Source organism: Martinezella rhizogenes (assembly GCF_007002745.1).
Classification (GTDB): Bacteria; Pseudomonadota; Alphaproteobacteria; order Rhizobiales; family Rhizobiaceae; genus Agrobacterium; species Agrobacterium cucumeris.
This window is the reverse complement of sequence record NZ_SGNY01000013.1, coordinates 67,175-81,952: the sequence shown is the minus strand read 5'-3', so window position 1 is coordinate 81,952 and position 14,778 is coordinate 67,175. Positions and strand designations below refer to the sequence as shown.

Below are 14,778 nucleotides of genomic sequence, written 5' to 3'. Positions count from 1 at the left end.
TTGCAATGTCCTTGTTCATGCTGCTGGGTCCACTGGTTGCGCATGCTGAACTGGTTGCCAGGCCGGGTCGCTTCGACCCGAGAATCCGCTCACTTCCCTATTCGGCCGAGCAAGTCTTCCTCGTGACGGGCACCTACGGGCTGGTGACGACGATCCTCTTCGGCGCGGATGAGGACATAACGCAGGTTGTCGCGGGTGACACCGTCTCCTGGCAGATCCTCACCTCGGCCGACCGGCGCTCGCTCACCCTGAAACCGATGGAGAAGGATGCGGCCACCAACCTGTCGGTGGTCACGACGAAGCGGACCTACTCCTTTGACCTGCGTGTCAACGACAGCAAGGCGATGCAGAACCAGACTTTCAAGCTGCGGTTCACCTATCCCGAGGATGCGGGCCTCAAAGGCACGGCGGAGCTCTGGAAACAGGCTGAGGCAGCCCAGCGCAATCCGAACATCAAGAACATCCGCCGCGACAAGGTCAATTACGACTACGGGTTCAAGGGCAGTGACGGAGCCAAACCGCTCTGGGTCTTCGACGATGGATTGAAGACCTTCATGAAATTCACCGGCGACATCCCGGCAATCTTCATCGTCGATGGCAGACGGCGCGAGAGCCTGGTGAATTATCGCCGCGAGGCCGACTACATCGTTATCGACAAGGTCTCGCGGCAATGGACGCTGCGCTTTGGGACCGAAGCCGAGACCTGCCTTTTCAATCTGAGGACTACGCCTGCCGATATACCGGCGCCGATCGAGGGCGCGGTATCGCCGAAGCGAATTGGCAGCGGGACATCCAACCAACAATCGCAATCAAGATAGGAGGCGCTCATGTCGGATCCCAACTACCATTCCATCGACACTGATACGTCCATCGGCGGACAGGTCAGGCGCGGTGGTATAGGCCTCATGCGCCCGTTCGCAGTCGCCGCCGGTATAGCCGGCGTTGGTGTGGTCCTCTATTTTCTCCTGGCGGGCGGGGAGGCAGAGCCGCCGATCGACACGACGCCTCGTGAAGAATTCCGCCCGGTCCAGACGCCGAGAAATGAAGGGTTCCGGACGCCGTCACCGCCACCGCTCCCCACGGTCGAAGTCCCGGCAGCACCACCTCCGCCTCCGCCACCACCGGCGCCGCGGGTGCCGGCCGCCGCCCCCGTCGTACCGCCCGCGGACATCGATTGCTCCCGGGGCAAAAATCCCGACGACCCGAAATGCATCGAGCTGGAGCGGAAGGCGAAGTTGCTGGAGCGCGTCCGCTCCTCCGCCATGGTCTTCGATCAATCTGACCAGACGAGAAGCGCTTCGGCGACGTCGTCCGACGCTTCTAGCTCAGGTCCGTTTGGGGCAAATAGCACGGCGAGCGCATCAAATACCGTTACTGGAGATGGCGGCGGGGCTGTCGATGGCGATCGCGCCTTCCTGAAGGCGATGGGCGGACAGGGGGTGGAGGTGTCGGTCGCCACAGAAAATCGCCGGACCGATGCCTGGATACCGCAGGGCACGATGATCCGCGGCACGCTCGAAACAGCCATCAACTCCGATCTCGCCGGCATGGTGAAAGGGATTGTGCGTGAGGATGTCTATTCGTTCGATGGCCGTCGTATTCTTATCCCCGCTGGATCCTCGCTGATCGGTGATTATAAGTCCGGCGTCCAGAGGGGGCAGGAGCGGATACTGATTGTCTGGACGCGGATGATCCGCGGCGATGGCGTCTCGGTGCAGCTCGGTTCCTATGGGACTGACCGTCTTGGCCGTTCGGGCATGACCGGCATGGTCGACAGAAAGAATTGGGAACGCTTCGGACCGCCGGCCCTTATGACGCTGATCGGTGGCGCGACACAATACATCGCTCAGCTTGGCCAGAGGCAAGATCGCTACATCACCATCGTCAACGACAATGGCAGTGTCACCCGCATTCCGCAGGACAACGGTGAGACCTCACAGGACCGTGCCCGTGCGATTGCGGCGGAAACCATCGCATCGGGTATCCAGCAAATTGCATCTACAGCGTTCGAGGATTCCCGCAACATCCGTCCGACCATCCACATTCCGCAGGGCTCGGATATCAATGTCTTCGTGACGCGCGACCTCGATTTCGCCGGCCTTTATCCTGACCCGGTCCGCGAAGAGTTCGAGCGGTTGCGCAAGGTGAGATACGGCAAATGAATGCGCGCCCCCAGATTTCCGCCGAACAGCACTTTCTGACTGAGGCGCTCGAACCGATCCGGTCATTCCTCGATGATCCCGCTGTGGTCGAAATCTCTTGCCAGCGCAGCAACGAGGTCTGGCTGGAGAAGATCGGGCAGCTCCGGATGGTACGCCACCAGATTGATGGTCTTGATCAGGATGTCATTCGGCACATGGCTTCCCGCGCTGCCTCCTTCACAAAGCAGACGATCAATGCCGAAAATCCACTTCTTTCGGCGACACTGACGGGAGGCGAACGCGTCCAGTTTGTCTTGAGCCCGACCTCGGCGACCGGTCACGCTTTCTCGATCCGCAAGCAGTTTATCCGCCGGTTCGACCTCAACGACTATGAGGAAGCGGGCGCCTTCCGCTTCACAAAGGTAACCGGCGACGACTATCTCGATGATGTCGATATCGAGCTCTCGCGACTGTTGCGGATCGGAAAGACGCGCGATTTTCTGAAACTGGCGGCCACCAATCATCGAAGCATGCTGATTTCGGGCGGGACTTCCACCGGAAAGACAACCTTCCTCAATACCATGCTGACCGCAATCCCCGACCATGAGCGGTTCATTCTCATGCAGGACACGGCCGAACTGGAGCCACGCCAGGAAAATGTCGTTTCTTTGCTGGTATCGAAGGGCGGACAAGGGGAGGCGAGGGTGACGATGGGCGACCTGCTGGCGACAGCGCTTCGCCTTCGGCCCGACCGTATCTTCATGGGCGAGCTGCGGGGCGACGAGGCGTTTGATTTTCTAAATGCCATCAACACCGGTCACCCCGGCTCGATGTCAACGATCCACGCTAACTCGCCGCATCATGCGTTCAACCGGCTGTCGACGCTGGTGCTCAACAGCAATGTCCGCATGGAACGCGACGATATCATCCGCTACATCCGCTCGATCATCCCGATCGTAGTCCAGTTGAAGAAGAGCGATGCCGCCGGCGGGCGCGGTGTCAGCGAGATCTATTTTGCCGACGAGGTTGATGAACATGGCCAGCGTATTCACGGACGGAGAGATTGATCGCCCGAAATGGACGGGTCTCCAGAAACTGTCTTTTCTCACACTGCCTGTCGCGCTGGTTGGCGTGGTCTGCATATGGCTGGCCTTCTTCACTTTGATCTACGACGCCTATGTTGTTTCCTTCGGTTCACTGTCGTATTTCGACTATGTGGGCCACGTGCGGTTCGCCGATGCCGCTCGCTACACCTGGTCGATCATCCATACGCGCAATACGCTTGGTTTGTCGCTTCTGGCATTCACGCTTGCATCACCCTTCCTGTTCTTCCTGATATGCATCTGGATGCTCAAGGGCGGCAGGGCGCTGTCCCGCAAGATCCTTTATCTCCTGCATGTCCGTTCGATGTTCAGCCTGATTGCGCTGACCGCGCTGATCTTTGCCGCCTCCTGGGCTGGCGCATTTATCTACGGCTTTGCCTTTTATCTCGTCGCCACGAAGGCTGGCGAACATGCCGAAATCGCCAGCTACTACGGCAGCCATCTTGCCGCAATGTATCAGGCGCCGTTCGGAACGACGGATACAGCCGGGGTCTATCAGCGGCCTTCCCGGCAGACGGTCCAGGCTACACTCGTGGGGCTCGCCGCCGCCGGCGCGCTGGTGGGGTTTCCGATTGGTGCAGCAATCCAGAAACGTCAGCGGATGATCATGGGCAGTGCCCGTCTCGCCACCCTCAAGGATGCGGCAGACTTTCGCCTGCGCGACAAACACGGGATCGTGCTTGGTCTCAAGCAAGGACTTCTTCTTCGCAACGATGGTGACCAGCATGTAATGCTGATCGGCTCCCCCGGACAGGGAAAGTCGCGTGGCTTTGTTATCCCCTCAATGATGAGTTTCGAGGGCTCGCAGGTGGTGCTCGACATGAGCGGTGAGCTGTTCGAGGAGACCTCCGGTTTTCTGAAGGACAAGGGATTCGAGACTTTTCTGCTGGCGCCAGGATCGAAATTTACCGACGGTTACAACCCGCTTGACCTGATCAGTACGGATCCACACCAGCGCATCACCGACCTCCAGAAATTGACGCAGATGCTGCTGCCGGAGCGGCTTCGCTCCGATTCTTCCGATTTCTGGGAGGAGAGCGCCCGGATTCTGCTCACCGCCATGCTTGGCTTCGTGCTCGAATGCCCCGACACCCGCAAGTCGCTAAGCGAGCTGTACCGTATCCTTAACTCGATGTCCGACGAGCGTACGGCGATTGTTCAGCTGCTGGAGAACTACGAAACGGTCCTTTCCGACCAGACCCGTATGCAGCTCACCAAATTTGCCGGCCGGCACGAAAAGCTGGGTGAGGGGATCGCGGCCGAAATCGTCGCCAAGCTCAACTTCCTGCAGAACCCGCTCGTGGAGGCGTTGACATCAATCACCACCATTCCGGTCGATACCATACGGAAGCGCAAGCTGGTGATCTATATCCAGGCCGACTGGAATGCCATCCAGATCTATGAGCGGCTGATCTCGATGTTCATCCAGCAAATGGCCGACAAGCTGGTTCAAATGGGTCCTTTGCCCGATGGCGAGCACGAAGTGATGATGATGCTTGACGAGTTTGGCAATGGTGGCCGCATTGACACGGTGCTGACGCTCGCCCCCTTGATCCGCAAGAACGGGGTGCGGTTCGTCTTTATCCTTCAGGACGGTGCCCAGCTGGAGCGATTGTACCAGCGGTCCGGACAGAAGATTCTGATGGGAGCGTCGACGATCAAGGTCTTCATGAACTTCCAGAACCAGGACGATGCAATGGCGGTCTCGCTCGCGGCCGGAAAGACGACGGAATGGGTCGAACAATCGTCCTATTCCCATCGCCATGGCCGTCGTCAGCGATCAATCTCGAAGGTGCCGATGTCAGTCGATCTCCTTCCGTTGAACACGTTGATGATGATGAAACCGGAAGAGGCGATCCTGCAGGTCACCGGCATGCCGCTGATGCGGATCATGAAACTGGACGCCGGGGGCGAGCGTATGTTCGCGAAAGTCCGCAAGTTCAAGATGGTATCGAAACCCTGTCTGAAGCCTGTTGAGTGGACGATAGCCGACAGTGACCGCCTCGGGTCCGTCACGCCAGCCGCACCGGATATAGCCGCGCCCAGCGATCAGGCCGGCTTGAAATTCGGAGCTGACATCGATCTGGCTGCCATCGAGCGGGTCCGGAAGCCGCAAGATCTTCGCTACATCGTGAAGGACGGCGTTCGTCACGTTTATATTTCCTCTCTTGACGAGCTGCGTCGCCGTCTGGACCTCGATGAGACTCGCGCCGCAGGCCTAGGAGAAGAAGAATTTGGCGATGAGCCACAGCCGGGACGTAAACCCTCGCATAGCGCGGCTGGCCGGAGAGAGAAACGTGGTGAGCCGAAGGAAGCCCTCGTCAAAAACGCCGATAACATTGATCTCGATGTCGATGAAGAAAAGCTTGGCCAATCTTTCTACCTGGGATCTCCGACAAGGCGGCAGAATTATCCGGATGGCGCATCCGGTTCTCCTATTCTCCGACGCCAGGAAGTAAGAGAAGCATTCGGAGGCGAACTTCAGGCTTTGAATGACATCATCTTCCTGCAGGCTGCGGAAAATGTGGTTGAGCCACAAACGCTGAACGCGGACGTTGAACTCCTCATAGACACTCTCTCAGGCAAGCTGACGGAGGACAGTTCGAAGGCATGGCTACGCGAGTTCGCAGACACTGCGCGCGATCCTTTGCGCGAAGATGGTGCGGCGCCCGATAGCATGCCGGGGAACGAGTAGCTGGCTGGCCTCAGATCAATCGTAGTTCACAGGGCTAGACCAAGTCAGGTCGCGGTGCCCGAGCATCAGGAGAACACCAACCATGGCCAAAATCGAGCGCCTGTCGGCGCTTCATATCGCCGATGAACGGCATCTCGAACGAATCGTTTCCGCGGCCCGTGCCGACCCGGGCTTCTGGCTGATGGTGAAGGAGCGCGAAATGGAACTGAGAACGATGCGCGCCGAGCTCAGGCGCCTCGGTGCTGACGAGAGCAAAATCGACCATCTGTTTCCAAAGAGGCTTAAGCCAACACTGTCTGATCTCGCGGACGAACTTGTAACGCGCATGTTTGGGAGTTGCCCTCAAGACATGCTGGTGGCGGTTCAGGATGCCCTCCTTGCTGCGGCAAAGCGCGAGCTGGATGAGTATCCATAGAGCCGACCAGTTCGTTGAGGGCTGACCTACAGCCATTGATAGCGGCGGCTTCGACGATGTTCTCCTGCTCGGCTTCGTTGAGGTCCTTCCTGTGCGTGATCCAGCTCTGCAGCAGGGCCTCGCGTTCCTGCGGATCGAGCGGCCTCGCATCCTCCGGCTTTTGAAAGAGATCGGTCATGTCTCGTTCCAGAGATCACGGTCGGAAAGCCGGTCGCGGATATAGGTCTGGATACCTGCTTCAAGATCGGCATCGTCCGTGCCCTGCGCTTCCAGCCGCATCGTATGCGCGACGCGCCGCAGTTCGCGCACCGCGATCTTGCGTGCGCGCGCATTGACCATCGCTTCGAGCGCTGTGTTCGGGACGAGTGCATAGACGAGAGTGCAGTCGAGCGCCTCGGCCGCCCGCTGCAGCGTGTTCAGCTGGATCGTACCTGCCGCCTCGGATTTTTCGATCGTCTCGACGGTTTGCGGCCGGATGCCCATTCGCGCGCCGAGTTGCGCCCCAGTCATGCCGATCGCATCGCGCAACGCGCGCACCCGCCCTTCGGCGGCGCCTTTGAGCGGTCGGTCGGCCTAAGTCCGTCGAGCCTCTCGTCGAGCCGTAGTCGGGCTCCCCTGCGGGCATCGCTTTTCACGTTGCCCTGCCTGCCAGTGCCACCTCAGGCCATAGCCTGATTTCCACAAACCTGGGATCAGCTTATAACGTGAAATGGAAAGTATCAAAACACGGCTATAGCCTGATATTATTAAGCTGAAAATCAGTCCATAGCCTGCCTGACGGTTTGTTGCGCATCCCTGAAATCCTTGCAATTACGCTTCACACGTGCCGGACATTGTCGATGACCCAACCTTGCAGGCGCTTCGCTGTCGCTTGCGCATTTGCCTCCGTTAGATCCTCGGGAAAGATACTGAACATCGGTCCGAGCTGCTTCATGCGCGGAACGGTTTTTTCCTTGGCCTCGCGATACTCATCAGTTTCCATGCCGAAGGCCTCGACGATCAAAGTTGCGGGCGTATGTTCCTTGTAAGTTGCTTCAACTATGAAATCCGGCCGGCAGGGCCCAAGCGGTGTTTCGGTCGCAAAAAGCGGCTTGGTGATCTTGATACGGAGATCATGAACGCCTTCCAACAGGGACCCCTGAAGCCAGAACAGGAGATGGCACACATCTCTTTCAAAACCGGATTCCACCGGATACAACGTGTCGCCATTGTAGACCGGCTGGGCATAGGCTTGGACAGCCCTGGCTGGTCCCTCGTCATCGTCGCCGAAGTCCACGTTCAGCAAAGTAAGGAATGGGCCGCGCCCCGCCGGGTCACCGCGCAACGGCTGCCGCACTTTCCCGATCACGTCGATTGGTCGCGAGGACGATGCCGGCAAGATTGTCTGAACGGATATGGATTTCGCATACAGCAGCATGAAGCCCGTGCGACGAAGCGTTCCGGGCCAGTCTGGACGCGAGGTTTCGAGCAGGCGTTGCCAGCGGCTGTCAGTTGCCCAATAATCGGCCGCCCACGTCGACAGCAGGGCATTAAATGACCATGTTCTCAAGACTCGAAGTTCTTTGGCGGCGGCGCGCAGCTTTGACAACTGATTTCTTAGTGTCAGATCGTACTCATCCTGCAGGGGAGAAACGACGTTCACACCAGCGTCGTCGAGCAACCGCCACAGGATGCCGCCGAGCCTCGACGGTCTGTCGTTTCGCTCCGTCGAGCGATTGACGTCGTGCTCGGCGACGTCAGCAAGACGGTCGGGAATGGCCGGCAATGCGTCGATGTAACTCCGATCGGACTTTCGGAGAGGCCGAATGTGGTAGCTACGATCGATGAGCGCTGGCGTGGCGTCCTTATCCACGTGAAAAGGGCAACTGATTGTGTGGTTTGGCCGCTCCTTATGGCGAACAGGGTCTTCGTCTTTCGACGTCAATCGCCGCAGCGTATAGGTGTGCTGTTGCCGGATCGGAGCGAGGAGGGGCTGGAGCCGACCGGTGAGGCAATCGCACTCGATCCAGCCGTTCATCACCTTGGCTTGCCGGATCACAGCGAGGGCGATTAACTTCTCAGCATTGGAAGCAGCATTACCATACCACGCCCGAAGCGCTGCGGCCTCTTCCTCGGTAAGCTCTGCCAAGCTGTGAGCGGGGCCGTTCCTGACAACTATGCGCATGAATTTTGCGAACCAGGAGGATGCAGACCTTCCTCCGGCCCTGCGGTCCCAGCAGCTCCGCTTGCATGGGCGGATCGTGCCGGTGTACGAAGCGTAACGGGGTTGTGAAATGCCCAATTTGAACTAGGGACAACAATTGGTTTACGCTTGGACGGTGTAGTTTTTGGTCGATATCGGGTGACGGATGAGCACAAGAGTTTCAAGGAGAGTTCCAATGCGCCATCGGAGTGCGCCCTGCCATTACCTTGGCGGCATGTTTGTCTGTCGCCGCGTAAGTCCGATCGGGGCTGGGGGTGGCGACCAATGCCCCGTCTGAAACGCCAGCCCCCGGTGGAGGCCGTGGACATTTCGACGATCGACACGTTGTCGTTCCAGGAGAGGCTTGCTATCGGTCTCGAACGATTGAAGGCCGAGCGCAAATTGACGAATCGGGAGCTTGCTGAGCAGCTCGGCGTACACGAAGCATACATATCGCAGGTGACGCGTGCCATGCGAGACGTCAAACTATCGACACTCGACAAGATGCAGCGCGAGTGGAATGTCGTCATCGAGGATTTGCTCAGGATCACTGACGCCGACCTCCATCGGATAGCGGTTTGGAAAGCCCGCCGAAAGAAACAGAGAGGCGCCGCGACCGACTCGTGATGCGGTGGTCGCCCCAGCTGCGGCAGGAGAAGCCTAGTGGTTCAGGTTAAACCAGAACCTTTCTTTCGCCCCGTTGTCGTTCGGAATATCGAAATAGTAGGGATCCGCGCGGTGAGGGCGCGGAGTGGCAATCTGCTGGATGCAGCTTTCGCCATCCCGGCCGAATCGCCGATTGTTCGTCAACCCTGCTGAGCTGGTATTGCCATCGTGCTGACCCGATGCCCGGCAGACATTGACCGTTTCGATGCATTGATCAGGTTCTCCCCGCCAATTGTTGTCGCCACCTCGCGAGGAGTAGCCCACCGTGGTGCCAGCAGGGCAATCCTCGTAGGTTTCATGACCAGGCTTTCCCGCCTTCGCCTCGTGGCAGATGGGCCAGGAGAAGCCGGGTCTGGACATGGCGGTGATGAGTTTGCGCATTGGCGGCACGCAGTAGGAGATACCGTGCCAGGATGGGTTTTTCGATGCGGCGCACAGCAGAACCTGGCATCCCCATTCAGCGTCTTCGGCCTTTACTGGCACCGCCGAAAGCGCACCTATCAAGCCAGCGGACAATAACACGATCGCCTTCACAGTGCGTCTCCTTTGAGTGGCTTACTGGATTTGAACCCAGGTGTTGTCGATTTTCGCGAACGACAGGGTGCCGGGCTGCGTCGTACCCGCGAAGGAACCGCTTGTTGTTGTGATGATGCCGGTACAGGTGACACCAGGTACGGCCTGACGAGGTTTGCACTCCGAGATACGGATCGTGCGGCCCGATTTGGCGATCGCAGCACTCGCTTGCCTGTCGTCGGGAAAGTCAAACGCCGGCTGCCGTTGAAGCTCACTCTCCAGCCGCGCGACCTCCTGTTCAAGTTCCACTATCGTGTCGGCCCGTACAGACTCGTTGATCGTGTACCCGCCAGCAGATCCCACGAGGAAAGCAATGCCAGCGGCGATAAGCGATCCGTAGTCGAGCTTCTTCATCGGCAACCTCAATATCCTTCGATCCCAAGGCGTTTCAGGATCGCGATCGGATTGGTTTCACACTCCGATTTCCATTCGCGATGCTTGGCGCAGGCGTAGGCGTATTGGCTGAGGTCGGCCGAAGACAGGTCTGCAAGCCTGTTGCCAACCGCCTTCCATTGCTGCACGTCTGCCGGATCGCAACCAGCACCACCCGCGCCGCAAAAGTCCGGATCGCGTTGCTCGATCTGGGTTTGGGTGGCGCCGTCCTGGGCGCCGGCGGCAAAAGGAGAAACAGCCAGTAGAATGGCAATAACGGTCGAAGTTTCGAAAGGGCGTTTCATTTAACCTCCGTGCACCTGCGTGAACGACAGTGCTTTGTCGGGAGTGACGGGTAGGGGAAGGGGAAGCCCCTCTTCTGTGGCTGACGCGGGGCCATCGGACAGATCACCAGGCTCTGGCGATGCATTGTAGAGCCAGGGAGGAGACAGGTCAGGCGACGACCAGATGCCGAAACCGAGCCCTCTCGCCCTTCTTTCAATATCGAAATAGGCAGGGACTTGGGGTTCATTACGATAGTTGAAGGCGTAGCCGATCCCTTCCGCGATTGCCGTCGCTGCCAGATTTGTCTCACCAACAAAACAATGCGCGATCAGGTTCTTGTTGCTGTCTCGACCGATAGGCGCGCAGTTAACGTCCTGGCCAAGCGTCCGAAGGATCATCCAGGCACGCGAGACCTGACCGACAGGCCATGTCACACCTTCGGTCGTTGCGTTCTGCGCCAGTCTGGGGGCTTCATATCCAGCCAAACGGATAAGCTGACGCGTTTTGACGAACTCGAATGTGGTGCCATCAATGACCTGAACCTTGCCGTATATCTGACGGGGAACGTCGGATGGGCGGGCTTGCGCCAGCGTCCCTGTCGGGATGAGAGCGAGGACAATCGTCGAGATGGTGGCAAGCTTCATCGCGACACTCCCGCTTGTTGCATCAGAACAGGGACAGGGTGCGGCATATCTGGATAGCCCCAAAGACCCGCGCGGGCGTTGCGGGCGCTTTCCTCAGCGACCCTATATCCGGGAACAATAACCTGGCCGGTGCTGTCGACTGCCGCAAATCCCCATCCTTGCGCGATAACGTAGGTCGCAAGATCATATCGGTGCTCCCCGGCAGTCGTCTGACATGCAACCACGGCATTGTTCTGGTCGACCATCTGAATGGTTGCGCAGACGGGCTTTGTGTCCCTGACCAACGCCTGCATCATGATCACGTTGAATTCACCGCAGTCGCGCGAGCTTCCCTGGGATACGGTAACGGCGGTCCCGCGAAGGCATGACTGGAGCCCATAGAGCCGATATCGTTGCCCGTTTGAGACCCAGCTATCGCCGGTCTCGAACTGTGCATGCGTCGGGAATGGTGCGAACGCGGAAGATGGCGGAAGCGCCACGTCTTCCGTGGCAGGAGCGTCAGCTTGCGAGGTCTGAACGGGGACGACGGGCAGCCAAGGCGGTTGCGTATGTGGAGCTTCACTGCCGGCCAGCATCGGCATTATGACGAAGCCTGCGTAGAAGCCGGAGACTGCGATCGTGGAAATAAGCATCAAGGTTCCGATCTGCATCAGTGCATTGTCGGATTGGCGCGGTAACGCTCACCGTAGGGATGGAAGAAATGGGCGCTGGCCCAGATACCAGTTTTCGCTCCTCGCGCGACTTGTTCCGCCCGAGCATATTCCGGGAAGATCGGCTGGCCAGTACGATCACGGAAAGCAAACGCTACGCCTTTGCTGATGAGTACCTCAGAGAGCGACCGCACCGTGTCTCCGTCCATGAAAAAGCATTCCGCATATCGTACCGTCGGCTGGCCGGAGTTCCGTCCAAGTTCATGGCAGGGGAATGCAGTGCCAGCGATAGCCTGTACCTCGCCGATGGTCGCCGTCATCGCTGCAAGTGAGATAATGGTACACGTGGCAATGACACCCGCATATTCGAGCGGCTCGGTCGACAGACAGCCTTGAACCCCTGCAAGTTTGATGATCGTTCCATCCGCTGCGAAAAATGCGCTGCCGCTCAACGCCGCTTTTGGGGTGACACTTTCAAGATCAAGTCGCCTTATGATCGAGGACGTGTCGAATGGTGTCGGCGATGCGGGGATCAGGTCTCGCCCCTGTACATAAGCCTGCTGGTAGTGGCTGACGAACTCTTCAGCCATGTCCGCCCTGACCGTCTCGGGCAGCGCGACCAGAGCACCCAAAAGGCTGTAAATGAGGCGGCGAGAAAATCGCCATGCGCCATTCTTCATGTTCGCATCCGTCACCTGTTGACTTTTTTGAACATGCACGAAATTGTACTGTAGTGCAAGTATGGAAAAGTTTTGAAAACTGAGGTAAGGTTGTTCAGACGTTCGATTTGTGTGTGGGGATAAGAGGATGGCAATGTATCGGAAGGCACTCACGGTCTTCACACTTCCGTTCCGTGCTGTTTGGTTGTTGATCCGGATTGCGTGTTTTCTACTGGTGTCAGCGGCATGCATTCTGGTTGCGGCCTTCGTCGGCTACTGGGTAGTCTTGACGTTTTCCTATGCCTTTCTGCCGCTTGAAACGACCGAGAACATTTGGCAGTGGGCTTCGGATCTCAATGAGCGATCGGCATGGTTCAAGGCTGCGACAATCACCGCGTTCTTGCTGCTTATCCTGCCAATTCTCCGTTTCTGGCCAGTGAGAGATCCACTTACCGAGGCATTACGTGAGCGCGACATTATGCGGATCAATGAGGGGGTCATCGCAGCCCGACGTCAGGATGAAGCACTAGCAAAGCTTCGCGGCCGGTAAAGAACGCGTTTCCCTCTTGTCATGTGGAGAACGAAGGCAACTTGCCGAATTGAACGGATTTCGATCTTCCGCTTTCGAACGTGTGCGCGTGAGCGGGATCGGTTGATCGTAACATCGGCTTCGGCTCAAAGGGTGCGGATTTCATGACAGTCAAACCTCTTTCGCTCGCCATATCGACTTTCAAGGGCGGCGCCGGAAAATCGACCCTGAACGTCAATCTTGCTGCGGAGTTTGCGCAGCAAGGCCACAGGACGCTTCTGATCGATTGCGACGAGCAGGAATCATCGACGCGCTGGTATAATGTCTCCATGAAGCGGGGGCTTTTGCCGACCGACGGGACGTTGTTACATTTGCGCGTAGGGCCTGGAGACAGGTTTCGTGAGCGGCTCGACAAGGCCCCAGACGCGGACATCCGGATCTACGATGTCGGCGGCTACGTGCATCAGCGCGCGATCGAGGTTTACCACGAGTGCGATGCAATCCTCATTCCCGTCATTCCCGAACCGACAGCCGCGACCTCAGCGATCAAGGTGGCAACGATCCTGACCGAGATCGGCCGGAAGCGGGACAGGGGACCGATCCCCTACGCGGCGATCTGGAACTACATCGACATGATCGCCCTTAAACACAATCGGTCCCTTCCCGAGGTTCATGCCATCCTGACGAGCGGCCGGATACCCATGGTCGAGACGGTCGTGCGCAAGAGCAATCATTTCAGCGATGTCGGGGCCGGTTATGGTTCCCTTTACTCCAAGCTTGCGGGCATCGCAGACAATCCGTCGTTGACGCCGTCGGCCAAGCGCAGGGCATCGGAAAGCGTGCTTGACGCAATCGATCTTGTGAAGAGGATCAACAACGAGTTCATCGGGCTTCTGCAGGCGGAGGCCGCCTAAACGATGTCGAGGGAAAGAACGCCTGCCGGAAACATTCTCGCCCTTGCCCGATCCCGCGAAGAGGAGTCTAAGGATGTTCAGGAGGCCGCGACATCGTATATGCCGACGACCATCGACCTCGACACACTCATGCCCGATGGTGATGCCCAAGGAGAGGAAACCGCGCCTTCTGCGGCCAATGTACCTAAGGCCCACACCCCAGCCAGGCAAGAACGCAAGGAACGACCTGTGGCGACGGCGCCCGCAAAGGCGGCTGGCGTGTCCGGCAAACGAAAACGGATATCGCTCTACATCGACGACGACGTGTTGACCAAGATTTTCCGAGTGTCGTTGGAGAGCCATGAGCAACTGTCATCGGCGACACACAGGCTCATCCTCGAGGCGCTGAAGGCAAGGGGGCTCTAGACCGCATGCGACACCCGCCCATCATGTTTCGTCTGCCGGATCACATCTTAAGCAATGTCGATGCACTAGCCGGACGGCTCGACGTCTCTGTCAACATCGTCGCCAAACTGATCGTCACCAGGGAGATCATGCATGTTCCCGCAATGCTCGAAGAACATGATCGGCAAATGGCAAACATGCACCAGTTTCTTCGCGAACTTGCCTGGCGCAATGAGGAGTTGTTGGCGCAAGACGTCGGATTGGCTGAGGGGACAAGGTTGATTTCACAGAAGCTGGACGAGGTGATGGGGGCCATCGACGCCGTCCGCGATGCCGCCTTTGTTCGGCCGTCATCTTACATTGTCGAGCTGATCAGGAAACACGATGAACGAGGTCTCCAGAAATCCCTCGAAGTCTAGACCCGAAGGTCGGCGACTACCGAGCTATCTTGATTTGATCGAAGACGATCTGCGCCGACGTGGAGGCGGCGGAGGAGGAGGGGGAAAACGACCGGCAGCCGGCCAGAGCAAACGACCGTCGACGACACATGCTGGTGCTGCCTCGGC

17 protein-coding genes and 2 pseudogenes are annotated in these 14,778 nt (G+C 58.3%); 10 read left to right on the top strand and 9 right to left on the bottom strand.

The window, feature by feature from the left end; translation table 11 throughout:
- The first annotated feature begins 5 nt into the window (after nucleotides 1-5).
- From EXN68_RS25975 to EXN68_RS25955, 5 genes are all read left to right on the top strand, one after another.
- Nucleotides 6-818 (top strand): TrbG/VirB9 family P-type conjugative transfer protein, encoded by an 813-nt coding sequence (locus tag EXN68_RS25975; protein ID WP_237681497.1) that lies wholly within the window; start codon nucleotides 6-8, stop codon nucleotides 816-818.
- 9 nt (nucleotides 819-827) lie between these two features.
- Entirely contained in the window at nucleotides 828-2,162 is a 1,335-nt protein-coding gene (gene virB10, locus EXN68_RS25970; protein ID WP_142843483.1) for a type IV secretion system protein VirB10, read from the top strand.
- Nucleotides 2,159-3,208 carry a P-type DNA transfer ATPase VirB11 gene (virB11, locus tag EXN68_RS25965; protein WP_142843482.1) on the top strand — a complete coding sequence of 350 codons (1,050 nt, stop codon included), beginning with the start codon at nucleotides 2,159-2,161 and terminating at the stop codon, nucleotides 3,206-3,208. The genes virB10 and virB11 overlap by 4 nt, the downstream gene beginning before the upstream one ends.
- Entirely contained in the window at nucleotides 3,177-5,939 is a 2,763-nt protein-coding gene (locus EXN68_RS25960; protein ID WP_142843481.1) for a type IV secretory system conjugative DNA transfer family protein, read from the top strand. The genes virB11 and EXN68_RS25960 overlap by 32 nt, the downstream gene beginning before the upstream one ends.
- 82 nt (nucleotides 5,940-6,021) lie before the next feature.
- Nucleotides 6,022-6,354: a hypothetical protein gene (locus tag EXN68_RS25955; RefSeq protein WP_142843480.1), complete on the top strand. Its 333-nt coding sequence runs from the start codon at nucleotides 6,022-6,024 to the stop codon at nucleotides 6,352-6,354.
- Between the two features lie 40 nt (nucleotides 6,355-6,394).
- On the opposite strand, the pseudogene EXN68_RS28140 reads toward EXN68_RS25955, so the two are convergent.
- The 3 genes and pseudogenes from EXN68_RS28140 to EXN68_RS25940 form a co-directional block, all read right to left on the bottom strand.
- A pseudogene (locus EXN68_RS28140) lies at nucleotides 6,395-6,532 on the bottom strand (mobile mystery protein B); the annotation flags it as partial.
- Nucleotides 6,529-6,989, bottom strand: a pseudogene (locus tag EXN68_RS25945) (mobile mystery protein A). The pseudogenes EXN68_RS28140 and EXN68_RS25945, both read right to left, overlap by 4 nt.
- A 182-nt stretch (nucleotides 6,990-7,171) precedes the next feature.
- Nucleotides 7,172-8,518: a hypothetical protein gene (locus tag EXN68_RS25940; RefSeq protein WP_142843479.1), complete on the bottom strand. Its 1,347-nt coding sequence runs from the start codon at nucleotides 8,516-8,518 to the stop codon at nucleotides 7,172-7,174.
- Nucleotides 8,519-8,821: 303 nt separating this feature from the next.
- On the opposite strand from EXN68_RS25940, the gene EXN68_RS25935 reads away from it, so the two are divergent.
- Entirely contained in the window at nucleotides 8,822-9,163 is a 342-nt protein-coding gene (locus tag EXN68_RS25935; RefSeq protein ID WP_142843478.1) for a helix-turn-helix domain-containing protein, read from the top strand.
- A 33-nt stretch (nucleotides 9,164-9,196) separates the two neighbouring features.
- Here the strand turns inward: EXN68_RS25935 and EXN68_RS25930 are convergent, their stop codons facing one another.
- The 6 genes from EXN68_RS25930 to EXN68_RS25905 are packed head-to-tail and all read right to left on the bottom strand — an operon-like array spanning nucleotide 9,197 to nucleotide 12,406.
- Entirely contained in the window at nucleotides 9,197-9,736 is a 540-nt protein-coding gene (locus EXN68_RS25930; RefSeq protein WP_142843477.1) for a hypothetical protein, read from the bottom strand.
- A gap of 21 nt (nucleotides 9,737-9,757) precedes the next feature.
- The gene (locus EXN68_RS25925) at nucleotides 9,758-10,129 is read right to left on the bottom strand and encodes a hypothetical protein (RefSeq protein WP_142843476.1); all 372 of its coding nucleotides are present in this window, start codon (nucleotides 10,127-10,129) and stop codon (nucleotides 9,758-9,760) included.
- 8 nt (nucleotides 10,130-10,137) lie between these two features.
- The gene (locus EXN68_RS25920) at nucleotides 10,138-10,452 is read right to left on the bottom strand and encodes a hypothetical protein (RefSeq protein ID WP_142843475.1); all 315 of its coding nucleotides are present in this window, start codon (nucleotides 10,450-10,452) and stop codon (nucleotides 10,138-10,140) included.
- Nucleotides 10,453-11,076, bottom strand: coding sequence for a thermonuclease family protein (locus EXN68_RS25915; protein WP_142843474.1), 624 nt, complete (start codon nucleotides 11,074-11,076; stop codon nucleotides 10,453-10,455).
- Nucleotides 11,073-11,726, bottom strand: a complete 654-nt coding sequence (locus EXN68_RS25910) for a thermonuclease family protein (protein WP_237681495.1) — start codon at nucleotides 11,724-11,726, stop codon at nucleotides 11,073-11,075. Before EXN68_RS25910 ends, EXN68_RS25915 begins: the two co-directional genes overlap by 4 nt.
- Nucleotides 11,726-12,406 carry a thermonuclease family protein gene (locus tag EXN68_RS25905; protein ID WP_142843473.1) on the bottom strand — a complete coding sequence of 227 codons (681 nt, stop codon included), beginning with the start codon at nucleotides 12,404-12,406 and terminating at the stop codon, nucleotides 11,726-11,728. The genes EXN68_RS25910 and EXN68_RS25905 overlap by 1 nt, the downstream gene beginning before the upstream one ends.
- 133 nt (nucleotides 12,407-12,539) lie before the next feature.
- Between EXN68_RS25905 and EXN68_RS25900 the strand changes: the two genes are divergently transcribed.
- The 4 genes from EXN68_RS25900 to EXN68_RS25885 all read left to right on the top strand — a co-directional run bounded on the left by EXN68_RS25900 (nucleotide 12,540) and on the right by EXN68_RS25885 (nucleotide 14,631).
- Nucleotides 12,540-12,935: a hypothetical protein gene (locus EXN68_RS25900; RefSeq protein ID WP_237681494.1), complete on the top strand. Its 396-nt coding sequence runs from the start codon at nucleotides 12,540-12,542 to the stop codon at nucleotides 12,933-12,935.
- Between the two features lie 143 nt (nucleotides 12,936-13,078).
- Complete coding sequence (locus tag EXN68_RS25895) at nucleotides 13,079-13,828, top strand: ParA family protein (protein WP_142843471.1); 750 nt, start codon at nucleotides 13,079-13,081, stop codon at nucleotides 13,826-13,828.
- Nucleotides 13,829-13,831: 3 nt separating this feature from the next.
- Nucleotides 13,832-14,233: a hypothetical protein gene (locus EXN68_RS25890; RefSeq protein ID WP_142843470.1), complete on the top strand. Its 402-nt coding sequence runs from the start codon at nucleotides 13,832-13,834 to the stop codon at nucleotides 14,231-14,233.
- Between the two features lie 5 nt (nucleotides 14,234-14,238).
- Nucleotides 14,239-14,631: a hypothetical protein gene (locus tag EXN68_RS25885; protein WP_142843469.1), complete on the top strand. Its 393-nt coding sequence runs from the start codon at nucleotides 14,239-14,241 to the stop codon at nucleotides 14,629-14,631.
- Nucleotides 14,632-14,778: the final 147 nt, after the last annotated feature.